Below are 24,360 nucleotides of genomic sequence, written 5' to 3'. Positions count from 1 at the left end.
GGTGATATAGCTCAGTTGGTTAGAGCATAGCATTCATAATGCTAGGGTCGGTGGTTCAAGTCCACCTATCACCACCAGATTCGGAAAGCCGCCGGTTCGCAAGAGCCGGCGGCTTTTTCCATTCCGGCCTACCCGGTCTCGCCCAGGTGCTCGACCAGGAAATCGATGAACGCCCGCGTGCGCGCCGCCTGGTTCCTGCGGTTGAGGTAACAGACGAACAAATCGGCCGCCGGCAGCGCGTACTGCGGCAGCACGACACGCAGCCGGCCGCTCTTCACATACTTGGCGAGATCCCACTCCGAGCGGATCAGGATGCCATGCCCGTCCAGCGCCCAGCCCAGCACGATGTCGCCGTCGTTGCTCGACAACGCCCCGTGCACCTTCACCACCTCGCTGTCCTCGCCCTCGTTGAAACGCCAGATGCCGTACGCGTCGTCGTTCTGGCGGTGCAGGATGCAGCGGTGGCGCGCCAAGTCCGCCAGCGTCTGCGGCTCGCCGTGCTGCTGCAGGTAGCGCGGCGACGCGCACAGGAAGCGCCGGTTCGACAGCACGCGGCGCGCGGCCAGCCGTTTGTCGGGCAGCGCGCCGAAACGGATGGCGAGGTCGTAGCCGCTTTCCACCAGGTCGACGGGGCGGTCCGTCACGTCCAGCTGCACCTCGACCTGCGGATGACGCTTGCAGAACGCGGAGACGATGGGCGCGATCGTCGTGCGGCCGAAGCCGAGGCTCGCATTCACCCGCAGCAGGCCGCGCGGGGCGGTGCGGTTGCACGCGACCGCGTCTTCCATCTCGCGGATCGCCGCCAGGATGCGCGCCGCGTGCGCGAGGTAGGTCTCGCCTTCGCTCGTCAGCGACAGACGCCGCGTCGTGCGGTTGACGAGCCGGACGCCCAGCCTTGCCTCCATTTGCGCGAGGCGCTTCGTCGCGGCCGGCGGCGTAAGGTCGAGCGCGCGGGCGGCGGCCGCCAGTGAGCCGTGCCGCGCGACCAGCACGAAGAATTCGAGTTCGGATGCGCCGCTGTTATCCATACCTGGTATTCACTTAAATTCAATAATCAATTCACACACGGCGAATTATAGGAGCGCCCCGGAGATTTACCCTGCACGCTTGAACAACACGCCAGCGAGGCCACCATGAGAATCGTCGACATCCGCGAACAGACACTCCCCATCAGCTCCCCCATCCGCAACGCCTACATCGACTTCAGCAAGATGACCCTGAGTCTCGTGGCCGTCATCACGGACGTCGTTCGAGACGGCAAGCCCGTCGTCGGCTACGGTTTCAATTCCAACGGCCGCTACGGCCAGGGCAAGTTGATGCGCGAGCGCTTCATCCCGCGCATCCTCGAGGCCGATCCGGCATCCCTGCTGGACGACGCGGGCGACAACCTCGATCCGCACCGGATCTGGGATGCGATGTTCACCAACGAAAAGCCGGGCGGCCACGGCGAGCGCTCCGTTGCCATCGGCACCATCGACATGGCCGTGTGGGATGCCGTCGCGAAGATCGCGGACAAGCCGCTGTTCCAGCTGCTGGCCGACCGCTACGGCGACGGCCGCCCGCACCGCAACGTGTTCGTGTACGCGGCCGGCGGCTACTACTACCCCGGCAAGGATCTCGACAAGCTGAAGGACGAGATGCGCGGCTACATCGAGCGTGGCTACAACGTCGTCAAGATGAAGATCGGCGGCGCGCCGCTCGACGACGACCTGCGCCGCATCGACGCCGTGCAGTCCGTGCTGAAGAACGGGCAGAAACTGGCCGTGGACGCCAACGGCCGCTTCGACCTCGACACCGCGATCGCCTACGCCAAGGCCCTGTCGCGCTACGATCTGTTCTGGTACGAGGAAGCGGGCGACCCGCTCGACTTCGAACTGCAGGCCACCCTGCGCAACTACTACGACAAGCCGATGGCGACGGGCGAGAACCTGTTCTCGATGCAGGACGCGCGCAACCTGGTCCGCTACGGCGGCATGCGTCCGGACCGCGACTGGCTGCAGTTCGATTGCGCCCTCTCCTACGGCTTGGTGGAGTACCTGCGCACGCTCGACATGCTGCGCCAGCACGGCTGGTCGCGCACGCGCTGCATCCCGCACGGCGGCCACCAGATGTCGCTGAACATCGCGGCCGGCCTGGGCCTGGGCGGCAACGAATCGTATCCCGACCTGTTCCAGCCGTTCGGCGGCTTCCCGGACGGCGTACGCGTGGAGGACGGTTTCATCACGATGCCGGACCTGCCGGGCATCGGCTTCGAGGGCAAGGCGGACCTGATTCGGGTGATGCGCGAACTGTCCGCTTAAGCGCCGCTCACGTCCGCATCCTCGCCGAGTTCGAATTCCCCGCGCGCGAACGCCGCCAGCACGGCCAGCGCGTGCTGCAGATGATCTTCGGGGACGAGGATGCGCACGCCGCCCAGCGCGGGTGCCAGCAGCATGTCGGTCTGCACGAGGTGGGCGTCGGCCAGCACGGCCGGGATGCCGGAGGCGACGAGGCAACCCTGCACGAGGTTCGCTTCCAGCGGGATCAGGTAGCGCGCCACCTCCACCAGGTCGCGGCCCGGCAGGCGTGCCAGGTCGGGGACGCCGGTCAGCAGTCCGTCCAACGGTTCGTTCGATGCATGCATGACGAGCTCCTTTCAGGCCAGCGCGGACAGCAGGTACAGCACGACGCCGATCAACCCGCCCACGATAGTGCCGTTGATGCGGATGTATTGCAAGTCCTTGCCGATGTTGATTTCGACCTGGTGCGACATCTCGCCACTATCCCAGTGTTTCACCGTGTCGGCGATGTGGTGCGTCAGGAAGCCCGCGAATTCGGGCGCCGCGCCGCGCGCCGCCAGTTCCAGGTTCTCGTTCAGCGCCGTGCGCAATACCGGATCCTCGGCGAGCGTCCTGCCGATCCACGCGCCGGTCGCGACGATCCGGCGCCGCAGCACCGAATCCTCCTTGTGCAGGTCGGCCTTGATCCAGCCTTTCAGGTCGCCCCACAGCGAACCGATGTAGCCGTTCACGCTGGCGTCGCCGATCAGGTGGCGCTTGATGTCCTCGCCCTTCTCGATGAACGCCGGATCCGTCTTCAGCCGTTCGATGAAATCGTGCGTGAAGACGTCGAAGCGGCGCCGCAGCGGATGCTCGGGGTCCTCGCTCACGCGCTTGAGAATGCCCGCCGCGAGCCGCACGGAGATGTCCGCGCCCTTGCGGCCGATGAGTTCCGACGGCAGCATCTTTTCCACGAACGCGTACTCGTCGCGCAGCCAGTCGACGATGCCCTGCGCGATGAAGTCCTGGGTCTCCGGGTTCGCCAGCAGGTTCGCCAGCTGCGCTATGCCTTCGTCGAGGATCTGCTGGTGGCGGCCGTCGCGCGTGAGGCTTTCCACGATCGTGCCCGCCGTCTGCGACAGGTCGACGCTCTTGACCACACCGTGCACCCCACGCCGGATGAAATCCTGCACGGCCGCGTCCTCGATGACGTCGAGCGCGAAACCGGCCACGCGCACGAGCGTGTCGCCCAGGCGTTCCGTGTTCTCCGGCTTCGTCAGCCAGTCCGCGACCTTCTGCGCCGGGTCGTGGCGCTGGATCAGGCGCACGATCGAATCCGTGTCGAGGAATTTATCGCGCACGAATGCGGCGAGATTATCCGCGATGCGCTCCTTGTTGGCGGGGATGATCTCCGTGTGGCGCGACACGAACGGGATCGGGATCCGCTTGAACAGGGCGACGACGGCGAACCAGTCGGCCAGCGCGCCGACCATCGCGGCTTCGGCGAACGCCTTCAGCAGCCCGATCCACCAGTTGCCGGGCCAGCGGGTGGACAGCAGAAGTGCGACGACGAACAGCACGGCGGCGCCGATGAAAAAGCCCAGCGCCAGGCGCTTGGACTGGCGCAATTCAAGTTCCTTGGAAGGCAAAGTGTCCATGCCGCCATCGTAGCCCAGCCTAGACGATATTGTCGCGCCGCAGCGTGGCGATGGCGTTGTCCGTCCAGCCCCAGTCGGCCAGGACGGCGGCCCCGTCCTGCCCCGGCGCGGCCACGCTCCCGGCCTGGCCCGGCGTGCGCGAAAAGCGCGGCGCGGGCGCAGGCTGGGTGACGCCGTCGACGTCGACGAAGGTCTTGCGCGCCGCGTTGTGCGGGTGGCGCGGCGCCTCGTCCATGTCGAGCACGGGCGCGAAGCACACGTCGGTCCCCTCCAGCAGCGCGCTCCACGCGTCGCGCGTGCGCGTGGCGAACAGCGCCGCGAACTTTTCCTTCAGAACCGGCCAGTCTTCACGATCCCATTGGCGCGCGAACGCCGGATCCGACGCGCCCGTCAACGCCAGCAGGCGCGCGTAAAACTGCGGCTCGATGGCGCCGACGGCAATGAACTTCCCGTCCGCACAGGCATACGTGGCATAGAACGGCGCGCCGCCGTCGAGGAAATTGGCGCCGCGCGCGGCCGACCACGCGCCGTGCGCGCGCAGCCCGTACGTCATGGCGCCCAGCAGCGCGGCGCCGTCCGTCATCGCGGCATCGACGACCTGCCCGCGGCCCGATATCCGCGCTTCCAGCACGGCGCAGACGACGCCGAACGCCAGCATCATGCCGCCGCCGCCGAAGTCGCCGACGAGGTTCAATGGCGGAGACGGCGGCCGGTCGGCGTCGCCCATCGCATGCAGCATGCCGGACAGCGCCACATAGTTCAGGTCGTGCCCGGCCGCCGGCGCCAGCGGGCCGGTCTGGCCCCAGCCGGTGACGCGGCCGTACACGAGCCGGGGATTGCGCTCCATGCACAGGTCCGGACCGAGCCCCAGTCTCTCCATCACGCCGGGCCGGAAGCCCTCGACGAGCGCATCGGCCTTCGTCACGAGGTCGAGCAGCAGCTGGCGTGCGCGCGGATGCTTCAGGTCCAGCGCCAGCGAACGGCGGCCGCGCGCCATCACGTCGTATTTCGTGCCCAGCGTCGGGTACGGATTCGGCGCCGAAGAGGCGGGTTGCAAATCGGGCTTGCGGTCGATGCGGATCACGTCCGCCCCCATGTCGGCCAGCATCATGGCGGCGAACGGGCATGGGCCGATGCCGACCAGTTCGATCACGCGCAGGCCATTCAAAGGTCCGTTCTTCATCACAGCGACCGTGCGATGATTTCTTTCATGATCTCGTTCGCCCCGCCATAGATGCGCTGCACGCGCGCGTCCAGGTACATCTGCGTGATGGGGTAGTCGAGCATGTAGCCGTAGCCGCCGAACAGCTGCAGGCAACGGTCGACGATCTTGCATTGCAGGTCCGTGATCCAGTACTTGGCCATCGATGCGCGCACCGTGTCCATGCGGCCGGCGACGAGGTCCTCGATACAGCGATCGATGAACACGCGCGCCACCGTCGCCTCGGTCTTGCACTCGGCGAGCACGAAGCGCGTGTTCTGCATGTCGATGAGGGCCTGGCCGAACGCGCGGCGCTCGCGCGCGTGCGTGATCGTCAGGTCGAGCGCGCGCTCGATGCACGCGACGCCCGCCACGCCGACGATCGTGCGCTCGTACGGCAGCTCCGTCATCAGCTGGGCGAAGCCCCGGCCTTCTTCGCCACCGAGCACGTTCTGCAGGGCGACGATGGCGTCATCGAAGAACAGCTCGCACGTGTCCTGCCCCTTCTGCCCCATCTTCTCGAGGATGCGGCCGACGCGGAAGCCCGGATTGTTCGCCGTCTCCAGCAGCATCAGCGAGATGCCCTTCGCGCCCGCGGCCGGGTCGGTCCTGGCGACGACAAGGACCAGGTCGGCGAGAAAGCCGTTCGAGATGAAGGTCTTGGACCCGTTCAGGCGGTAGCCCAGGTCGGTGCGCACGGCCGTCGTGCGGATGCCCTTCAGGTCGGACCCGGCACCCGGTTCGGACATCGCGATCGCGGCGATGAGGTCCCCGTTCGCGAGGCGCGGCAGGTATTTGTATTTCTGTTCTTCCGTCCCGTGGTTCAGCAGGTAGTGCGCGACGATCGCGTGCACGTGCAGGCCGAACGCGGTGTCGCCGGCCAGCGCCAGTTCCTCGAACACGACGGCCTGGTGGGCGAACGTGCCGCCCGAGCCGCCGAAGTCGTCGGGCACGTCCGCGAGCAGCAGACCGAGTTCGCCCGCCTTTCTCCACAGCGCGCGGTCGACATGCTGCTGCGCGCGCCAGCGCTGCTGGTGCGGCACGACTTCGGCCGCCACGAAGCGGCGCACGGCGGTGCGGAAGGTGTCCAGTTCCGTCGTCATCGCCGGCTCCTCACGCTTGATACAGGGTGACGACGCACGCGCCGCCCAGGCCCAGGTTGTGCTGCAGCGCCGTGCGCGCGCCCTCGACCTGGCGCGCGCCCGCCGTGCCGCGCAACTGGTGCGTCAGCTCGAAGCACTGGGCGAGGCCCGTCGCGCCGAGCGGATGCCCCTTCGACAGCAGGCCGCCGGACGGATTCGTGACGACCTTGCCGCCATACGTGTTGTCGCCGTCGCGGATGAATTTATCGGCGCCGCCTTCCGGGCACAGGCCCAGCGCCTCGTACGTGATCAACTCGTTGTGGGCGAAGCAGTCGTGCAGCTCGACGACGTCCAGGTCGTCCGGTGCGATGCCCGCCTGCGTGTAGACCTTCTGCGCCGCCTCGCGGCTCATGTCGTAGCCGACGAGGCGCATCATGTCGTTCGAATCGAACGTGCCGGGGCGGTCCGTCGTCATCGCCTGCGCGGCGATGTGGACGTCGGCGCGCAGGCCGCGCTTCTTCGCGAACTCCCCGGATACCAGCACGGCCGCCGCGGCGCCGCACGTGGGTGGGCAGGCCATCAGGCGCGTCATTACGCCGGGCCAGATCGCGGGCGCGTCGAGCACGTCCTGCGCGCTGACCTCCTTGCGGAACAGCGCCAGCGGATTGTTCACCGCATGGCGGCTGGCCTTGGCGCGGATGCGCGCGAAGGCTTCCAGCGGCGTGCCGTATTTCTCCATGTGCGCGAGGCCGGCGCCGCCGAAGTAGCGCAGCGCGAGCGGGATCTCGGGCTTGCCGACGAGGCGGTCGGTGACGGCGTCGAAATCGTCGAACGGCGCGGGACGGTCCGTGAAGACGGACGCCAGCGCGCCGGGACTCATCTGCTCGAAGCCCAGCACGAGCACGCAATCGGCCGCCCCGCCCTGCACGGCCTGGCGCGCGAGGTACAGCGCCGTGGAACCGGTCGAGCAGTTGTTGTTGACGTTGACGATCGGGATACCGGTCATGCCCACGCCGTACAAGGCTTTCTGGCCGCAGGTGGAATCGCCGTAGACGTAGCCGGCATAGGCCTGCTCGACGTCCTCCCAGCCGATGCCCGCATCTTCCAGCGCGGCGCGCGCGGCCAGGGCCCCCATCTCGTGGTACGGGGCGCTCGCCCCCGGTTTGGCGAACGGGATCATCCCCACGCCGGTCACATGGACTTTGCGGCTCATCGTCGTCTCCTTTTTATTAGGTCAGCCGACCTATCCGACCGATTATAGGTCAGTCGACCTGCTTTTCAAAGCATGCCGTGCGATAATGCCGGGCATGAAGGCAACGATCGACCAGACCCTGCGCAACAAACCCTCCCTCACGACCGAAAAAGGGTGGGAGCGGGTGCACGCGATCCTGCAGGCCGCGCGCCGGCTGCTCGCGGAGGACGGCTATGCCGGGCTGTCGATGCGCAAGGTGGCGGCCGAGGCGGGCATGACCCTGTCGAACGTCCAGCATTATTACAACAGCAAGGACGTCTTGCTGGAGGCGGCCCTGCTGTCCACGATGGACGAATTCCAGGCCAAAATGGACCGCATCTCGGCCGAGATGCGCGACCGGCCGCGCCTGGACCAGTTCCTCTCCACGACGGACATGTTCCTGGAAGAGATCACGGATCCGGTCACGCACGCGCTGTTCTTCGAGATCTGGGCGCTGGCCTCGCGCAACGCGTTCGCGTCGAGCCTGATGGACCGCATGCTGGCGCGCGAGCGCAAGACCGTCTACAACCTGATCCGCGGGCTGAATTCCGCGATCTCCGACGACGAGTACATGCAGCGCGCGATCCTGATGGTGGCGCAGATCGAAGGGTTGATGCTGTTCCGGCTGGATCGCGAGTCGCGGCGCGAGCAATTCATGGCCGTGCGGGCGGCGGTGCGCAAGGCGTTATTGAATCTCGCCACGGTGCCGTAAGCGTCCTCCATTCGTCGTGTCGCGTATACTGGCCCGGTTCAACATACAAGGAGCCGGGATGCAGCACGACATCAGCCTGATCACCACCATCGCCGCAGCCCTCGGTCTCGGCCTGCTGTTCGGCATGCTGGCCGTGCGCCTGCGCCTGCCGGCCCTGGTCGGGTATCTCGCCGCGGGTGTCATCATCGGCCCCGCCACGCCCGGCTTCGTCGCCGACGTGCATCTCGCGTCGCAGCTGGCCGAGATCGGCGTGATGCTGCTGATGTTCGGCGTCGGGCTGCATTTTTCGCTGGACGATCTGCTCGAAGTGAAAGGCATCGCCCTGCCCGGCGCCGTGCTGCAGATCTCGGTGGCGACCCTGCTCGGCATCGGCCTCACGCACCTGTGGGGCTGGGACCTTGGGGCCGGCCTCGTGTTCGGCCTCGCGCTGTCGGTCGCGAGCACGGTGGTACTGCTGCGCGCGCTGGAAGACCGCGGCGAGCTCGATTCCTTCAACGGCCGCATCGCGGTCGGCTGGCTCGTCGTGGAAGACCTCGTGACGGTGCTCGTGCTCGTGCTGCTGCCCGCGCTCGCGGGGCCGCTGGGCGGCAAGGGCGAAGGCGGGTCGCTGTGGCTCTCGCTCGGCAAGACGCTGCTGCAGGTCGGCGCCTTCATCGCGTTCATGCTGCTCGTGGGCCGCAAGCTGTTCCCGTGGTTCCTGTGGCGCGTGGCCAAGACCGGCTCGCGCGAGCTGTTCACCCTGGCCGTGATCGCGGCGGCCGTCGGCATCGCCTATGGGTCGTCGCACCTGTTCGGCGTGTCGTTCGCGCTGGGCGCCTTCTTCGCCGGCATGGTGCTGCGCGAATCGGAGCTGAGCCACCGCGCGGCGGAAGAAACGCTGCCGCTGCGCGACGCGTTCTCCGTGCTGTTCTTCGTCTCCGTCGGCATGCTGTTCGACCCGCGCGTGCTCGTGGATAGTCCGCTGGAAGTGCTGGGCGTCGTCGCCATCATCCTGGTCGGCAAATCGCTGGCCGCGTTCTTCCTCGTGCTGGCGCTGCGCTATCCGCTCAACACGGCGATCACGGTGTCGGCCAGCCTCGCGCAGATCGGCGAGTTCTCGTTCATCCTCGCTGCTTTGGGCATCTCGCTCGGCCTGCTGCCGGAGATGGGCCAGAACCTGATCCTCGCGGGCGCCATCATCTCGATCGCCCTGAACCCGCTGATGTTCAAGCTGGTCGGCCCGCTGCAGAACTGGGTGCTGGCGAAATCCGACCACGCGCGCAAGATGGCGCGCTCGCCCGATCCGCTGGCCGAGCTGCCGATGACGGTCACGCACGAGCACCTGACGGGCCAGGTCGTGCTGGTCGGCTACGGCCGCGTGGGCAAGCGCATCGCGCAAGAGCTGGACCGCGAAGGCATCCACTACGTCGTGGCGGAACAGAACCGCGACATCGTCGACCAGCTGCGCAAGCGCGACCAGCCGGCCGTGGCGGGCAACGCGGCGGAACCGGCGGTACTGATCCAGGCCCACATCGCGCGCGCATCCATGCTCGTGATCGCGACGCCGGACACCTTCCACGTGCGCGCGATGGTCGAAACGGCCAAGGCGCTGAACCCCGGCATCCGCTGCGTGGTCCGCACGCACAACGAGGAAGAGGCGCGCCTGCTGCGCGAAGAGACGGGCGGCACGGTGCTCGTCGGCGAACACGAACTGGCGCGCAGCATGACGCGACATGTTCTGGACGGGCTGGCGCTCGCGCAGGCGCACTGATTCCGCGACGACGAGGGCCCAAGGCGAGTAACAGGTCGGTTCGAACCTATCGGGCTCGTCGAGGTCGAACAGGGTGTTCCTCCATGATCATTCATCATGCTCCTGGCCCATCGCATCCGGCTTGCCCCCACGCCCGCGCAGCGTGACTATTTCGTGCGCGCTGCCGGTACCGCAAGGCGCGTCTGGAACTGGGCACTGGCCGAGTGGAACCGCCAAGTCGCCGCCGGCATGAAACCGAACGCAATGGCGCTGAAAAGGCAGTTCAACAGCATCAAGTATTCGGATCCGGACTGGCAGGACGCCGACGGCCAGCCCTGGCTACGCACTATCCACTGTGATGCCCATGCGCAACCATTCGCGAATCTTGCGAAAGCGTGGACCCACTACTTCAAGCAACGCCGTGCCGGCCAGCATGCACACCGACCACGTTTCAAAAAGAAGGGACGTTGTCGCGACGCGTTCTACCTGGCCAATGACAAATTCCGACTTGAAGGGATGGTGGCGGTCCTGTCGAAGGTTGGGCGCGTGCTGCTGTGCGAGCATTTGCGCTGGCCCGGTAAGATCATAGGCGCAAGTGTCGGACGCTGCGCAGATCATTGGTATTTGTCGGTACAGGTCGATGTGCCGGATCACGTTGCGCACTTGCGCCGCATGGCTGATGGCGTCGCCGGTGTCGACCTGGGCGTGAGTGCGGCCGCCACGCTGTCGAATGGTGAAAAGATCACGGCGCCACGCCCACTCGCCGCTGCGCTACGACGCCTGCGTATCCGCTCACGGCGCCTGTCACGCAAACTGGAGACGGCGAAGGCAAACGCCGGCATCAAAGGACAGATCCCGAAAGGCACACGGCTTCCGGTGTCGAAGAACCAGACGTGCGGCACGCGCGCGCTGGCCCGGCTGCATGCCCGCATTGCCCGCGTGCGTGCCGATTTCATGCATAAGCTGACCGCCCGACTATGCCGCGAAAACCAAGCGGTCGTGATCGAAGACCTGAACGTGCGCGGGATGTTGGCCAATGCTCGCTTAGCGCGCGCAATCAGTGACATCGGCTTTTACGAATTCAGGCGCCAGTTGCAGTACAAGGCCGTGCGCTACGGCACCCAACTCGTGTTAGCGGACCGCTGGTACCCGTCGAGCAAGCTGTGTTCAGCGTGCGGCGCCAAGTATTCCGCACTGGGTTTAGGGGAGCGTGTCTGGGCCTGCGCCACTTGCGATGCGCATCATGACCGCGATGTCAATGCGGCCATCAATTTGCAGCGGCTCGCAACCGGTGTCCTTGCGGCACAATCTGCGCTACCCGTGGCGAGTTCGGCGGTGGCGCCGGGTACTGCCGCTGGCAACGGGCCAGCGGGAGGCGGGAAAGTGACGCCTGCCAGGCACGAGCACGGTCAGCAGGACGGCTCGGGGCAGGAAGAGAACGGTGTGCACTTGTGCCCACCTTCTTGATAGCAGTGACACGTTTGGCGCGATTCCGATTGACTCGATAATCGCAGCGGCAGAATCCGCATCGTACAACGCCTGGAATAAAAGATAACTGCAAAAAAACGGCGGACATCGCTGTCCGCCGCATTAACTTGAGTATCACCTCAAGACCATCAAACAACCGGGCACGTCGAAAAACCTGCTACGCGTTGCAGATTCCGTCTGCGATGCTCGCTGTACTCTCGTACAGCTGCGCTTCTCAACAAAATCTGCTGCCGCTCGCGACGGTTTTTCGAGGTGCCCTACCACCAAACTTGTTCAGGCCACGGCCGCCTCTTCGGCGCACAGCTTCAGGCTGGCATGGCGCGGCGCATTCAGGCCGGCCAGCAGCGCGTCCTGGTGCTCTTCCAGCAAGGCGAACACGGCATCCTTCGACAGCACGTACTGGTCCAGCAGCGTGTCCTTGATCGACACGATCACCTCTTCGTAGTCGCGGATCGAATTCAGCGTGTAGTTGTACAGCTCGTCCGATTTCTCCTCGACCTGGCGCAGCGTGTGCTCGCCGGACGCGTCGTTCTGCAGCTGGCTGTAGTCGATCTTGGCGCGCGAATACATCGACAGGCGGCCGACCATCAGGTTCAGCATCTTCGTGATCTTTTCGATGTCGTTCTGGCTGCCCACCGAGATACCGCGTGCACCGTAGAACAATTCTTCCGCCGCGACGCCGCCGTACAGGCCGATCACGTCGCGCTCGAGCTCTTCCAGCGTGCGCAGCGACATGTCTTCACCGGACTGCAGCACATAACCCAGCGCACCGATCTTGGACACCGCTTCCGTGCTGATCTTCAGCAGATGCGACTTTTCCTTGACCTCGCTCAGGCTCATGCCGGCGCGCAGGAATGGGTCGATCTGCATGAAGAAGTGGCCCAGTTCGTGCACGGCGATGCGCTCGCGCTGCTTGAGCTTCTCGGCCGTCGTGGCGCGGTCGGTCAGGCCGATCGTGGCACGCTCGTAGGCACGGAACAGCAAATCGGTATTGATGATCGCCTTTTCCTGGATCGAAATCATCGACGCGCGCTCGACCACGGTCTCCAGCAGCGCCGGGCTCAGGTTCTGGGTGATTTCCGCGACCTGGTCCAGGTCGAGGTCGTTCCAGTCCACGAGACCTTCTTTCTTGCGTGCCAGGAAGCTGCGCAGGAGTTCCTTGCGCTCGCCCTTGTTCGGCAGGCGGAAATTGATCTTCACGGAGAAACGGCGCAGCATCGCTTCGTCCATGTCCGTCGACGCATCGTCGAAGTTCGAGGCGACGACCCAGATCACACCCTGGCCCTTGTCGCTCTTGACGCCGTCCAGCAGGCCCAGCAGGGTGTTCGCGGTATCGTCTTCCCATTTCTTTTCGCTGCGGCCACGCGGCATGAACAGGCTTTGCGCTTCATCCAGGAAGATGATGCAGCGGCCCTTGCTCGACGCCTTGCGGTACAGGGCGTTCAGCGCCTTCGAACCTCCGCCGACGTAGCCGGATTCCAGCGCCGAACCGGACGCCTGGATCAGCGGGATGTCGAGGCGCTTGGCCAGGTAGCCCACCAGCTTGGTCTTGCCGGTACCGGCCGGGCCCGTCAGCATGACATTGAACGGCTTGTCGATATTGTGTTCTTTGTACAACTCGCGGTTGCGGATCATGTCTTCCAGGTGCAGCACTTCCTGCTTGATGTCTTCCATGCCGATCAGGTCGTCCATGCTGCCCTTCAGCTTGTCCGGGGTGATCAGCTGGCTGCTCATGCCCATGCCCGGGATGCCGAATTTCATGGCGTACACGATCACCAGCAGCACGGTCAGGTCGAGCGCGTGGCGCTTCAGGAAGTCGACGATGTCGGCACCGACGCCTTCGCCTTCGTCCTGCAGGACGGCCTTGTGGGACGCCAGGTATTCATCCTTGGCGATGGAGTACGGGATCGCGTTCTTCAGCAGCACTTCGCGTTCCAGCGACAGGTGCGACGTGCTCGGCACCTTTACCACGTGCAGCTGCGGCGCATCCTTGTACTTGTAGATATAGCGCGGCGAATCCGACAGCGGCTTCGCGACGAGCAGGTAGTCGAGACGATCTTTCTGGGCAGCCAGCTGGGTGATCTCGGAAATATTCTGCGAGTAGACGACCGGCGACGGATCTTGCGGGATATCGGCCTTGTAGATTGCCCAGCCCGTCAGCACGCCGAGCAGTATGGCGGTCAGAATCCGGACATAAACATTCTTAAAGGCAATTTGAAGTCGAGCAAAATTGGGCATATCGGTACTCTTACAAGGTCGAAGGTGCGTGATACGGCATGTGTTATTACGTGCCTTCCGGAGTGCCGAGTGGACGCGAAAGGCGGCGGTGCGGGGACCGCGAGGTATTCAAACGTGTGCGTTTGATATTGTTTTGATGCCCGAAGGCAATGGGGATATGGAGACTATACTCGCAAAGAAAAGCGACGTGTATACCGTGCGGTGAAAAAATTTTGAATCGCAACACGGGTAATCAAATTGACATCGGTTTTTATTATCCATCTCATATGTTCAATAAATAAATCGCAATAATTTGTCTTGTATTTGGCGTTTTATCAATGGCCAATCGATTAATTGATTGCATTTGTTTTATTTAAAAATGATTAACTTTGTCATCTGTTTATCGTGCTTTAACGGCACGTAACGGACGCAATGCATGGCGCATTTTTGCTATGCTGGGATCATCCGCATGACGCCGCCACGGTCTTGCGGGTTACGTACCCCACAGTCAGACAATGCATGGATAAGGAATGACCGTGAAACGATACGCACTTGCCGCAACGCTCAGTCTTTTGATGGGTGGCGCCGTCCAGGCCGCCGCCATTGACCTTGACAACAGTCACGCCGTGCTGCGCATGCGGGGCATGACCGATCTGTCGACGGTAAATCACAACGAAGTGGTGGCACCGCCCTCCCCTTCGATGTCCGAACTTCCGGAACCGGAAGTGTTTGCCATGATGCTGGTCGGCCTGATCCTGATCGGTTACCGGGCCAGCCGTGACAGCAGCGAGAAATTCAAATAAGGAAAAGAAAGACTTTCCCGCATGACGCGGAAATGTTGATCGACGGCGCCGCACGGCGCCGTTTTTCCTGGCCTGCAGCTCAGGCCGGCAATTCCTGGCACAGCGTATGAAGCTTGCTCAGCGTCGCCCAATTGCGCGTCGTCGTCGCATCGCCCAGCTTCTTGCCCAGTGCAGCCACGACCGGACTGTCGAGAATGCCCTCCGGGCACCAGACATAGGCCGCCCGCTCGCCCAGCGCCATCGCGCCCGGCCGCCAGTCCTGGCCGCACAGCGTTTCGACGGCCTCGCGCGAATGGGGTCCGGCGAGAATGAACGTCAGCAGGCGGGAATGGTCCGTCGCCTGGTCGAGCAAGGGATTGGAAGCAATGATCGCATCGAGGTCATCGCAGCTGAGCACGACGGTGCGGGACGCGACACCGAGCTTGAGCACGAGCGCCTCCTCGATCTCGGCCGCGACCGTGTCATGCGGCTTGGCCGGACCGGTGAACACGACGTTGCCGCTGTTGAGGAGACTGCGCACGTGCTCGTAGCCGAGATCCGCGATCAGTTTGCGCAGGTCGGCCATGGCGATGCGTTTCGCCCGCCCGACATTGACGCCTCTTAATAAAACAATGTAGCGTTTTCTAGTCATCCAGGCATGGTACGGCGCCCGAATTAGATAAGCATTAAGACACCGGCTTACAACACCCGGGCCCGCTGGCGCTCACACCCTCCTTACCGGATGGTAATATTCAATCCATTGTAAAAATTAAATTAAATGAGGGAAGCATGAGCGGTCCTTTCCACCTGACGCCGCTGGCCGAGACCCGACCGGGCATGGTGTTGTCCGACGTCGTGCGCGACGGGAAAGGCAATGTGTTACTGGCACAGGGTATTGTGCTGACCGAATCCATGCTGGCATCGCTGGCACGGCATGGTATCGACATGCTGCCGATCCTCCAGGCGACACCCGAACCGCTGCCCATCGATCCGGAAGCGGTCCAGGCACGGCTCGATCACATCTTCCGCAAGCACGACCGCGACGACCTCGGCGACTGGGCCACCGGCATCCTGCGCCGCTACGTGGAAGACTACCGCCTGCAGCGCGAGGTGAACCCATGAACCGTTTGACGCCCGAACAACTGGCTGCCGGCGTGCAAGACCTGCCGTCGCTGCCCGCCGTCGTCATGGAATTGCTCAGCAGCATAGAGCAGGAAGACATCGACATCTCGGTGCTGGCAAAAAAGGTGTCGTACGACCAGGCCTTGACGGCAAAAACGCTGCGCCTGGCCAATTCCTCGACCTACGGCCTGCAAGTGAAGGTCACGACGATCCAGCAAGCCATCACCTTCCTCGGCTTCCAGACGACGCGCAACCTGATCACGGCGGCCGCCATCACGGGTTGCTTCCCGAGCGGACGCTGCGAGGGCTTCCACGACAAGGCGTTCTGGCGCCATTCGATCGCCACGGCCGCGTGCGCACGTGCGCTGGCGCGCCGGATGCGTTTCAACCAGGACATTGCCTTCACGGCCGGCTTGCTGCACGACATCGGCCGGCTCGTGCTGGTGACCGGTCATCCGGACGCCTATGCCCAGGTCGTGGCCTGGCACGCGCAGCACGGCGGCGACTGGCAGGACGCCGAACAGGCCGTCCTCGGCATCGACCACGTCGACGCGGGGGTCGCCCTGGCCGACCACTGGAATTTTTCGAGCACCATGCGCCAGGCGATCGCCTACCACCACGCGCCCGACATCCACGGCGCGGGGTTCCTGGCAACGATCGTGCACGTGGCCAACGCCATCGTGCACGCGCTCGACCTGGCCGGCGAAGATAACGAACTGGTGCCGCGCGTATCCAGCGTGGCCTGGGATGCGATGGGATTGAACGAAGAAGCCTATCTGCACCTGTTCCGCGAAACGGAACTGCAGTTCGGCGAAATGTCGACCATCCTGATGGCTTGAAAAGGGCCGATCAAGCCCAGGATGATCGATAGTGACAGCAGCGAAGCGGTGCTTCGCTGCCGGGTCTGTCCGAAGGCATGACAGGACCGGCTGTCATGCCTGCGGCATCAGTGCGCATAGTTGCCCGGCGACTTGGTCGAAGACGATGCGTCGTTCGATTGCGACGGCTGGCCTTGCTGAGCTTGCGACTGAGCTTGTTGCTGTTGCGCAGCCTGCTGAGCAGCTTGCTGTGCAGCTTTTTCCTCGGGCTTCGGACGGCCCTGGGCATCCGACAGGCGATATTTGGTGCGGCGGTCGCCCATCAGGTCACGCAGGTCGCGGATGCTCATGCCGGTCACTTCGTGCATGCGGATCAGCAGCGAGGCGCCGACCGGCAGGCGGTGGTGGCGGATCTTGCTGATCACCGGCGGAGCGACTTCCAGCATGCGCGACAGCGCAGCGTCGTTCTTCAGCTGCATCTTGCCCAGCAGAATGTCCAGTAAATGGTTCGGGTTGTAGCTTTCCTGTGATGACAAAGCGTGATGTGCCATGATGACCTCGTAAATGGTTAAAATAGTTCTCTTACGAACCGTGTTTAATGACTAAGTTTCATCAACATAAGTTCCCGGATTGCGAGACCGACTGACCAGGCATCCACCTGACATATCGGCCGGCGCATCTCCGGACCGCGTGCGCTCCCTTGGCGGGAAGCGAAAAAACGAATGCAGCGTTGGAACCCTGTCAGGGCGCCGCGACCGAACTGCCGTCGCCGCTGCGGTTTTTGCACTCCCCGCTTCCCACATGCACTTGTCTTTCGGACAAATTATCAAACTCATATGTCGGGCTCACACTCGACCTGAGCACGAAATTCATTGGCCGATATCAAGCTAACTTGTGGAAAGCTTGTCACATAGTCATTTCAGCACATGGTGACAAATTGTGGCGCACGCAAGTGTTTTTTTAGACTAATTTTGCAATTGCCGAGCTACACGATCTTCTTGATTTACAAGGAGAAACTAATTCGAGTCGAATCGGCAACTTTAAAGATAACAGCTAGAAAGAAAAATTCAAGATTTAACAATGTAACCGACTGTAGAAATATTTCCCTGGGAAAATCCTGAATTCCGCTCAGCACGGAATGGCGGCGCGCACGGCCACACGCACCCGCTTTTCCGGCGTGTTTCCGATTTACGGTAAACTGGACTACCACTTGTCAAAGCATCAGGGAACGTCGAAAAACCTGCTGCGCGTTGCGCTGGCTCACTGCGACGCTCACTGTACTCTCGTACAGCTGCGCTTCTCCTGCACCAGCGCGGCCGCTCGTGACGGTTTTTCGAGATCCCCCAACAGCACTTAGAAGCATTCCATGCAGAAAAAAGTATTCATCAAGACCTTCGGTTGCCAAATGAACGAGTACGACTCGGACAAGATGGCGGACGTGCTGGGCGCGTCCGATGGGCTCGTACGCACGGACACGCCGGATGATGCCGACGTGATCCTGTTCAACACCTGCTCCGTGCGCGAAAAAGCGCAGGAAAAAGTGTTTTCCGACCTCGGCCGACTGAAGGAACTCAAGCGCGCCAAGCCCGACCTGATCATCGGCGTGGGCGGCTGCGTGGCGTCGCAGGAAGGCGCAGCCATCGTCAAGCGCGCGCCGCACGTGGACATGGTGTTCGGCCCGCAGACCTTGCACCGCCTGCCGCAGATGATCCAGCTGCGCCGCCACACGGGCGCGGCCCAGGTCGACATCAGCTTCCCGGAAATCGAAAAGTTCGACCACCTGCCGCCGGCCAAGGTCGAAGGCCCGGTTGCCTACGTGTCGATCATGGAAGGCTGCAGTAAATATTGCAGCTACTGCGTGGTGCCGTACACCCGCGGCGAGGAAGTCTCGCGCCGCTTCGAGGATGTGCTGACGGAAGTCGCCGGCCTGGCCGCGCAGGGCGTCAAGGAAATCATGCTGTTGGGGCAGAACGTCAATGCCTACCGCGGCGCGATGGAGTCGGGAGAAATCGCGGACTTCGCCCTGCTGCTGGAATACGTGGCCGAGATCCCCGGCGTCGAGCGCCTGCGCTTCGTCACGAGCCACCCGAAGGAATTCACCCAGCGCCTGATCGACGCGTACGCGAAGATCCCGCAGCTGGTCAACCACCTGTACCTGCCCGTGCAGCACGGCTCCGACCGCATCCTGCAGGCGATGAAGCGCGGCTACACGGGCCTGGAATACAAATCGATCATCCGCCGCATCAAGGCGGTGCGCCCGGACATCTCGATCTCGTCCGACTTCATCGTCGGCTTCCCGGGCGAGACGGACGCCGATTTCGAAGCGATGATGAAGCTCGTGGAGGACGTCGGCTTCGACAACAGCTTCTCCTTCATCTTCAGCAAGCGCCCCGGCACGCCGGCCGCCAACCTGGCGGACGACACCCCGCACGAGGTCAAGCTCGCGCGCCTGCAACGCCTGCAGGCGCAGATCGACGCCAACACCCGCAAGACCAGCGCCAGCATGGTCGGCACCGTGCAGCGCATCCTCGTCGAAGGTCCGTCCAAGAAGGGCGGGGGCGAACTCCAGGGGCGCACCGAGAACAACCGCGTCGTCAACTTCTTCCCGGGCGACGACAGTGCTGCGCTCATCGGCCAGCTGGTCGACGTGCGCATCACCGAGAGCCTGGATTACACCCTGCGCGGCGACCTGGTCGCCCGCATTGATACGATTGCCAAAGCCAGTTGAAAACGCCTACCCAGCCTTCGTACTTCTTCCCCGAGCCTCTCGATAACACGCGGCTCGCCCACCTCTGCGGCCCGCTTGACGAAAACCTGCGCCAGATCTCGGCCGCCCTCGACGTGACCATTTTCCGGCGCGGCGAGAAATTCATCGTCAGCGGGACCAATGCCGAACGCGCCGTCGAGCTGCTCGAGCGCTTCTACGCGGTGGCCGACAAGGTCGTGCCGATCGAGGAAGTGCAGCTGGCGCTGGTCGAACAGCGCGCGGGCCTGAAACCCAAGAACGCGGATGCCGAAGCGCCGCCGCCGAAGGAACCCGGCGCCTCGGTCACGGAGGAAGCCGACGAGGTCGACGACGAGGAACTGGTGAGCCCGATGCTCAAGACGCGGCGCCACGACCTGCGCGGCCGCACGCCGCACCAGATCCAGTACCTGAAGGCCGTGCTCGAACACGACATCAGCTTCGGCATCGGCCCGGCCGGCACCGGCAAGACCTATCTCGCCGTCGCCTGCGCCGTCGACGCCCTCGAACGCGACGCCGTCAAGCGCATCATCCTGACCCGTCCGGCCGTGGAAGCGGGCGAGCGCCTGGGCTTCCTCCCGGGCGACTTCGCGCAGAAGGTCGACCCGTATCTGCGCCCGCTGTACGACGCGCTGTACGACCTGCTCGGCTTCGACCGCACGCAGAAGCTGTTCGAGAAGCAGGTGATCGAGATCGCCCCGCTCGCGTTCATGCGCGGCCGCACCCTGAATCACGCGTTCGTGATCCTCGACGAGGCCCAGAACACGACGGCCGAGCAGATGAAGATGTTCCTGACCCGGATCGGCTTCGGCAGCAAGGCCGTCGTCACGGGCGACGTCACCCAGGTCGACCTGCACAAGACGCAGCGGAGCGGCCTCGTCGACGCCATGCACGTGCTGAAGGACGTGCGCGGCATCGCGTTTACCCAGTTCTCCAGCGCCGACGTCGTGCGCCACCCGATGGTGGCCCGCATCGTCGACGCCTACGAAAAGGCCGCGTCGGTGCAGGAACTCGGCGCACTCCCTGGCACTTTGACCAAACCAGCCGCTACCCGCCATGCAAGAAAAAAAGCATAACCTCGAACTGGACGTCCAGTACCCCGACACCCGCCTCGAAGCGGACCTCACGCCCGAACTGGTGGAGCGCTGGGTGCGCGGCGCCCTCCTCGGCCCGGCCGAGCTGGCGATCCGCTTCGTCGACGCCGAGGAAGGCCAGACCCTGAACCGCGAATACCGCGGCAAGGACTACGCCACCAACGTGCTCACCTTCGCCTACAACGAGGGCGCGGAAATCGCCGACGACGAACCGACGCGGGCCGACATCGTCCTGTGCACGGACGTGCTGCAGCGCGAAGCCGACGAGCAAAAGAAGACGGTCGAGGAACACGCGGCGCACCTCGTCGTGCACGGGGTATTGCACGCGCAGGGCTTCGACCACGAGACGGACGAGGAAGCCGAGGAGATGGAGCAGCTCGAGCGCGACATCATGGAAGCGCTGGGGTATCCGGATCCGTACGCGGAGAACTAATCATCGTCGTCCCCGCGCAGGCGGGGACGACGTTGTTTTAGGTCGCGGAACGTTCAGGCCTTCTTGAGCTGTTCCGCAATCGGCAACTTTCTCACCCGCTTCCCGGTCGCCGCAAACACCGCATTCGCCAGCGCCGGCGCGATCCCCGCGGTACCCGGCTCGCCGATCCCGCCCGGATCGTCGTGGCTGTTGACGATATAGACTTCCACTGCCGGCGATTCCGGCATGCGCATCACGCGGTAGTCGGAGAAGTTCGACTGCTGCACCCGCCCCTTATCGACCGTCACCTCGTCCCACAGCGCCGCGCTGGCGCCGAACACGATGCCGCCCTCCATCTGCGCGACGATGGTGTCCGGGTTGACGTTCTGGCCGCAGTCCACCGCGCACACGACGCGGTGCACGCGCACGTCGCCGTCCGGTCCGACGGACACCTCCGCCACCTGCGCCATGTAGCTGCCGAACGCGAACTGCGTCGATATGCCCCGTCCCAGCTTGCGCCCCGCGACCGGTTTCAAAGGTTTGCCCCAGCCGGCCTTCTCGGCCGCCAGATTCAGCACGGCCAGCGTGCGCGGCGATTTTTGCAGTAGCGCGCGGCGGAACGCGACGGGGTCCGTCTTGCTCGCATACGCCAGCTCGTCGATGAAACTCTCGACGACGAACACGTTGTGCGTGGGGCCGACGCCACGCCAGAACGCGGTCGCGAGGCCCGGCGGTTCGTGCCTCACGTATTCGACGCGGATCGCCGGAATCGAATACTGGATGTCGGCCGCCGCTTCCACCGCATCCGGGTCGACGCCGTTCTTGACCATCGGCGGCGCGAAGCGCGCCATGATCGAAGACCCGGTCACGCGGTGGAACCAGGCCACGGGCATCCCCTTGTCGTCGATGCGCGCCGACATGCGGTCGACGTAATAGGGTCGGTACATGTCGTGCTGGATGTCTTCCTCGCGCGTCCAGACGATCTTCAGCGGCCCCTTGGCCAGCCTGGCGAATTCCACGGCCTGGATCACGTTGTCGACTTCGAGCCGGCGCCCGAAGCCGCCGCCGATGTAGTGGTTGTGCACGCGGACCTTCTCGAGCGGCAGCCCGGTGAGCTTCGCGGCCGCGCCCTGCGCCAGCGCCGGCACCTGCGTGCCGACCCAGATGTCGCAGCCGTCCGGCTTCAGGTCGACCGTGCAGTTCATCGGTTCCATCGTCGCGTGCGCGAGGAACGGGACTTCGTAGATGACGTCGATACGGCGGCCCGGGCCGGCATCCAGCGCCTTCAGCGCATCGCCCTTGTCGGTGGCGATGGCGCCCGTGTTCTGCGATACCTTCATCATGTCCGCGACGATGCCGGCCGTGCTGACGTTGGCGTTCGGACCATCGTCGAAACGCGGTGCGGCGGCAAGCAGGCCCTGTTTCGCGGCCCAGAAGTGGTCGGCCACGACGGCCACCGCCCCTTCGATGCGCAGCACCTGGCGCACGCCTTTCACGGCCATGGCCTTCTGCTCGTCGACGGCGGCGACCTTGCCGCCCAGGACGGGCGACGCCGCCACCGCGGCGATCCCCATGTTGGGCAGGCGCGCATCGATGCCGAACTGCGCGGAACCGTTCACCTTGGCGGGCGAATCGAGGCGCTTGATCGCCTTGCCGACCAGCGTGAACTGGGCCGGATCCTTCAGCTTGACCTCGGCCGGGAAGTTCAGCTTCGACGCGGCCTCCGCGACTTCGCCGAAGTGCACCTGCCGGTTCGACGCGTCGTGGCGGATCGTCCCGCCCACCACCTTCAAGTCGCCCGGCTCCACGTTCCAGTTCTTCGCGGCGGCCTGCACGAGCACCGTGCGGACCTTGGCGCCCGCCTCGCGCAACGGTTTGTAGGTGGCGCGGATGGATGTCGAGCCGCCCGTCACCTGGCCGCCCAGCAGCGCATCGGCGTACAGCGAGTTGTTCGCGGGCGCCTGCTCCAGCTTCACTTTCGACAGATCGGCGCCCAGTTCCTCGGCCAGCAGCTGCGGCAGCGACGTGAACGTGCCCTGCCCCATCTCGACCTTGTGGATGATGAGCGTGACGATGCCTTCGCGGTCGATGCGGATGAACGCGTCGTGCGCAAGGCCCGGCTGCTCGTTCGTCATCGCGGTCGACGCCTGGCCGACCGCCTTTTCGGACGGCGGTTCCTTGCGGTCGTTGGCCGGCGCGTCGCCCTGTTTCGTACAGCCGAACAGCGAGAAGCCGAACAGCAGGCCGCCACCACCGGCGGCACCCGCTTTCAACAACTGGCGGCGTTTGTTCGAGAGCTGGTCCATGCGGTCATCCCCTTTCATGCCTGACCCGATGCGATCTTGATCGCCTTGCGGATGCGGTTGTACGTGCCGCAGCGGCAGATGTTGCCGGCCATGGCGTTGTCGATATCGGCGTCGCCCGGCTTCGGCGTCGCATGCAGCAGCGCGGTGGCGGACATGATCTGGCCCGACTGGCAATACCCGCACTGGACGACGTCGATCTTGCGCCACGCGTCCTGCACCTTCGCCCCGACCGGGTCGTTGCCGATCGCCTCGATGGTCGTGATCTTCTTGCCGGCCGCGGCCGACACGGGCGTCACGCACGAGCGGATGGCCTGGCCGTCCAGGTGCACGGTGCAGGCGCCGCACAGGGCGACGCCGCAGCCGAACTTCGTGCCGGTGAGCCCCATCACGTCGCGCAGGGCCCACAGCAGGGGCATGTCGTCGGGGACGTCGAGGTTGGTGGTGGTGCCGTTGACGTTCAAGGCGGGCATGGGGATTCCTTTCCTTAGCGATTGAGCAACTATAGGACGAAGACTAGCAGCAATGGCGCACGCCTGCTTGAACCCGGATGCCTGCATAAAAATCAGGCATTCCGGCTTTTGGTGTATCCTATGGCCCATCGTAATAACGGCTTCACGCCAACTATGCCCGAGCACCCTGCTGACGTCCGTTCGGACGTTAAAACCCACCGGTCGCTGTTCGAACGGTTGACCGCACTGATTTCCCCCGAGCCCGAAAACCGCGCCGAACTGCTGGAAGTTCTGCACGACGCCCACGAACGCAACCTCATCGACGCCGACGCGCTCTCCATGATCGAGGGCGTGTTCCAGGTGTCCGACCTGTCGGTGCGCGACATCATGATCCCGCGCTCCCAGATGGACGTGATCGACATCACCAAGCCGATCGAGGAATGGCTGCCCATCGTGCTGGAAACGGCGCACTCGCGCTTCCCTGCCATCGAGGGCGAGCGCGACAAGGTGGTCGGCATCCTGCTCGCCAAGGACCTGCTGCGCTACTACGCGGAAGAATCGTTCGACGTGCGCGACATGCTGCGCCCCGCGATCTTCATCCCGGAATCGAAACGCCTGAACGTGCTGCTGCGCGACTTCCGCGCGAACCACAACCACATGGCCATCGTCGTCGACGAGTACAGCGGCGTGGCCGGCCTGATCACCATCGAGGACGTGCTGGAACAGATCGTCGGCGACATCGAGGACGAGTACGACTTCGACGAGGAAGAAGACAACATCCTCTCCATCAGGGAAGGCCAGCACGGCTCGCGCTGGCGCGTGAAGGCGCTGACGGAGATCGAGCAGTTCAACGAAGAGATCGGCGTCGACCTGCCCGAGGACGACGTCGACACCATCGGCGGCCTCGTCGCCAGCCACCTGGGCCGCATGCCGCACAAGGGCGAGGTGTTCGACCTCGAGAACCTGCGTTTCGAAGTGCTGCGCGCCGATGCGCGCCAGATCCACGTGCTGCTGGTGGAAAAACTCCCGGCCGTCGACGACGAACACGATTGACGCGG

21 protein-coding genes, 1 tRNA gene and 1 pseudogene are annotated in these 24,360 nt (G+C 64.3%); 12 read left to right on the top strand and 11 right to left on the bottom strand.

Translation table 11 applies throughout. The features are described from left to right. A tRNA-Met gene (locus QPK29_RS27545) sits at positions 1 to 77 on the top strand. A gap of 51 nt (positions 78 to 128) precedes the next feature. Here the strand turns inward: QPK29_RS27545 and QPK29_RS27540 are convergent. Beyond that, complete coding sequence (locus QPK29_RS27540) at positions 129 to 1,028, bottom strand: LysR substrate-binding domain-containing protein (RefSeq protein ID WP_371768976.1); 900 nt, start codon at positions 1,026 to 1,028, stop codon at positions 129 to 131. Between the two features lie 105 nt (positions 1,029 to 1,133). Here QPK29_RS27540 and QPK29_RS27535 point away from each other — a divergent pair, with 105 nt between their 5' ends. After that, positions 1,134 to 2,300 carry a mandelate racemase/muconate lactonizing enzyme family protein gene (locus QPK29_RS27535; RefSeq protein WP_056130094.1) on the top strand — a complete coding sequence of 389 codons (1,167 nt, stop codon included), beginning with the start codon at positions 1,134 to 1,136 and terminating at the stop codon, positions 2,298 to 2,300. On the opposite strand, the gene QPK29_RS27530 is transcribed toward QPK29_RS27535, so the two are convergent. From QPK29_RS27530 to QPK29_RS27510, 5 genes are read right to left on the bottom strand one after another with little or no spacing between them, the layout of a single operon-like run. Then, complete coding sequence (locus QPK29_RS27530) at positions 2,297 to 2,623, bottom strand: putative signal transducing protein (RefSeq protein WP_371768975.1); 327 nt, start codon at positions 2,621 to 2,623, stop codon at positions 2,297 to 2,299. The two genes, QPK29_RS27535 and QPK29_RS27530, sit on opposite strands and share 4 nt — an antisense overlap. Positions 2,624 to 2,635: 12 nt before the next feature. Next, complete coding sequence (locus QPK29_RS27525; RefSeq protein WP_371768974.1) at positions 2,636 to 3,916, bottom strand: DUF445 domain-containing protein; 1,281 nt, start codon at positions 3,914 to 3,916, stop codon at positions 2,636 to 2,638. Between the two features lie 19 nt (positions 3,917 to 3,935). After that, positions 3,936 to 5,099 carry a CaiB/BaiF CoA transferase family protein gene (locus QPK29_RS27520; RefSeq protein ID WP_371768973.1) on the bottom strand — a complete coding sequence of 388 codons (1,164 nt, stop codon included), beginning with the start codon at positions 5,097 to 5,099 and terminating at the stop codon, positions 3,936 to 3,938. Further along, positions 5,099 to 6,220 carry an acyl-CoA dehydrogenase family protein gene (locus QPK29_RS27515; protein WP_371768972.1) on the bottom strand — a complete coding sequence of 374 codons (1,122 nt, stop codon included), beginning with the start codon at positions 6,218 to 6,220 and terminating at the stop codon, positions 5,099 to 5,101. Before QPK29_RS27515 ends, QPK29_RS27520 begins: the two co-directional genes overlap by 1 nt. Before the next feature lie 10 nt (positions 6,221 to 6,230). Continuing rightward, positions 6,231 to 7,412, bottom strand: a complete 1,182-nt coding sequence (locus tag QPK29_RS27510; protein WP_371768971.1) for a lipid-transfer protein — start codon at positions 7,410 to 7,412, stop codon at positions 6,231 to 6,233. A gap of 94 nt (positions 7,413 to 7,506) precedes the next feature. On the opposite strand from QPK29_RS27510, the gene QPK29_RS27505 reads away from it, so the two are divergent. The 3 genes from QPK29_RS27505 to QPK29_RS27495 all read left to right on the top strand — a co-directional run bounded on the left by QPK29_RS27505 (position 7,507) and on the right by QPK29_RS27495 (position 11,338). Continuing rightward, positions 7,507 to 8,142: a TetR/AcrR family transcriptional regulator gene (locus QPK29_RS27505; RefSeq protein WP_371768970.1), complete on the top strand. Its 636-nt coding sequence runs from the start codon at positions 7,507 to 7,509 to the stop codon at positions 8,140 to 8,142. 58 nt (positions 8,143 to 8,200) lie between these two features. Then, on the top strand, positions 8,201 to 9,892 hold the full coding sequence (ybaL, locus tag QPK29_RS27500) for a YbaL family putative K(+) efflux transporter (RefSeq protein WP_371768969.1): 1,692 nt from the start codon (positions 8,201 to 8,203) through the stop codon (positions 9,890 to 9,892). Between the two features lie 96 nt (positions 9,893 to 9,988). Further along, positions 9,989 to 11,338 carry an RNA-guided endonuclease InsQ/TnpB family protein gene (locus QPK29_RS27495; protein WP_371768968.1) on the top strand — a complete coding sequence of 450 codons (1,350 nt, stop codon included), beginning with the start codon at positions 9,989 to 9,991 and terminating at the stop codon, positions 11,336 to 11,338. A gap of 294 nt (positions 11,339 to 11,632) precedes the next feature. On the opposite strand, the gene QPK29_RS27490 is transcribed toward QPK29_RS27495, so the two are convergent. Further along, complete coding sequence (locus QPK29_RS27490) at positions 11,633 to 13,597, bottom strand: AAA family ATPase (protein ID WP_371768967.1); 1,965 nt, start codon at positions 13,595 to 13,597, stop codon at positions 11,633 to 11,635. 515 nt (positions 13,598 to 14,112) lie between these two features. On the opposite strand from QPK29_RS27490, the gene QPK29_RS27485 reads away from it, so the two are divergent. After that, complete coding sequence (locus QPK29_RS27485) at positions 14,113 to 14,379, top strand: hypothetical protein (protein ID WP_056130881.1); 267 nt, start codon at positions 14,113 to 14,115, stop codon at positions 14,377 to 14,379. Between the two features lie 79 nt (positions 14,380 to 14,458). On the opposite strand, the gene QPK29_RS27480 is transcribed toward QPK29_RS27485, so the two are convergent. Next, positions 14,459 to 15,010: a DUF1697 domain-containing protein gene (locus QPK29_RS27480; RefSeq protein ID WP_056130069.1), complete on the bottom strand. Its 552-nt coding sequence runs from the start codon at positions 15,008 to 15,010 to the stop codon at positions 14,459 to 14,461. Between the two features lie 137 nt (positions 15,011 to 15,147). Between QPK29_RS27480 and QPK29_RS27475 the strand changes: the two genes are divergently transcribed. Further along, positions 15,148 to 15,480, top strand: coding sequence for a hypothetical protein (locus QPK29_RS27475; RefSeq protein WP_371768966.1), 333 nt, complete (start codon positions 15,148 to 15,150; stop codon positions 15,478 to 15,480). Continuing rightward, on the top strand, positions 15,477 to 16,319 hold the full coding sequence (locus QPK29_RS27470; protein WP_056130063.1) for an HDOD domain-containing protein: 843 nt from the start codon (positions 15,477 to 15,479) through the stop codon (positions 16,317 to 16,319). The genes QPK29_RS27475 and QPK29_RS27470 overlap by 4 nt, the downstream gene beginning before the upstream one ends. 209 nt (positions 16,320 to 16,528) lie before the next feature. Here the strand turns inward: QPK29_RS27470 and QPK29_RS27465 are convergent. Further along, positions 16,529 to 16,849 (bottom strand): annotated as a pseudogene (locus QPK29_RS27465) (hypothetical protein); the annotation flags it as partial. Positions 16,850 to 17,664: 815 nt separating this feature from the next. Between QPK29_RS27465 and miaB the strand changes: the two are divergent. The 3 genes from miaB to ybeY are packed head-to-tail and all read left to right on the top strand — an operon-like array spanning position 17,665 to position 20,568. Further along, a complete protein-coding gene (gene miaB / locus QPK29_RS27460) occupies positions 17,665 to 19,026 on the top strand; it encodes a tRNA (N6-isopentenyl adenosine(37)-C2)-methylthiotransferase MiaB (RefSeq protein ID WP_371768965.1) in 1,362 nt (453 codons plus the stop codon). After that, positions 19,023 to 20,117 (top strand): PhoH family protein, encoded by a 1,095-nt coding sequence (locus QPK29_RS27455; RefSeq protein ID WP_056130056.1) that lies wholly within the window; start codon positions 19,023 to 19,025, stop codon positions 20,115 to 20,117. The genes miaB and QPK29_RS27455 overlap by 4 nt, the downstream gene beginning before the upstream one ends. Then, the gene (gene ybeY / locus QPK29_RS27450) at positions 20,098 to 20,568 is read left to right on the top strand and encodes an rRNA maturation RNase YbeY (protein ID WP_371768964.1); all 471 of its coding nucleotides are present in this window, start codon (positions 20,098 to 20,100) and stop codon (positions 20,566 to 20,568) included. Before QPK29_RS27455 ends, ybeY begins: the two co-directional genes overlap by 20 nt. 53 nt (positions 20,569 to 20,621) lie before the next feature. Here the strand turns inward: ybeY and QPK29_RS27445 are convergent, their stop codons facing one another. Next, the gene (locus QPK29_RS27445) at positions 20,622 to 22,853 is read right to left on the bottom strand and encodes a xanthine dehydrogenase family protein molybdopterin-binding subunit (RefSeq protein ID WP_371768963.1); all 2,232 of its coding nucleotides are present in this window, start codon (positions 22,851 to 22,853) and stop codon (positions 20,622 to 20,624) included. 14 nt (positions 22,854 to 22,867) lie between these two features. Then, positions 22,868 to 23,323 carry a (2Fe-2S)-binding protein gene (locus QPK29_RS27440; RefSeq protein WP_036235621.1) on the bottom strand — a complete coding sequence of 152 codons (456 nt, stop codon included), beginning with the start codon at positions 23,321 to 23,323 and terminating at the stop codon, positions 22,868 to 22,870. A gap of 153 nt (positions 23,324 to 23,476) precedes the next feature. Between QPK29_RS27440 and QPK29_RS27435 the strand changes: the two genes are divergently transcribed. Further along, positions 23,477 to 24,355 carry an HlyC/CorC family transporter gene (locus QPK29_RS27435; protein ID WP_056130046.1) on the top strand — a complete coding sequence of 293 codons (879 nt, stop codon included), beginning with the start codon at positions 23,477 to 23,479 and terminating at the stop codon, positions 24,353 to 24,355. Positions 24,356 to 24,360: the final 5 nt, after the last annotated feature.

It is taken from the genome of Massilia orientalis (assembly GCF_030411975.2).
GTDB lineage: Bacteria > Pseudomonadota > Gammaproteobacteria > Burkholderiales > Burkholderiaceae_D > Telluria > Telluria orientalis.
The sequence above is the reverse complement of the archived record's forward strand: the minus strand, read 5'-3'. Positions and strand labels throughout refer to the sequence as shown.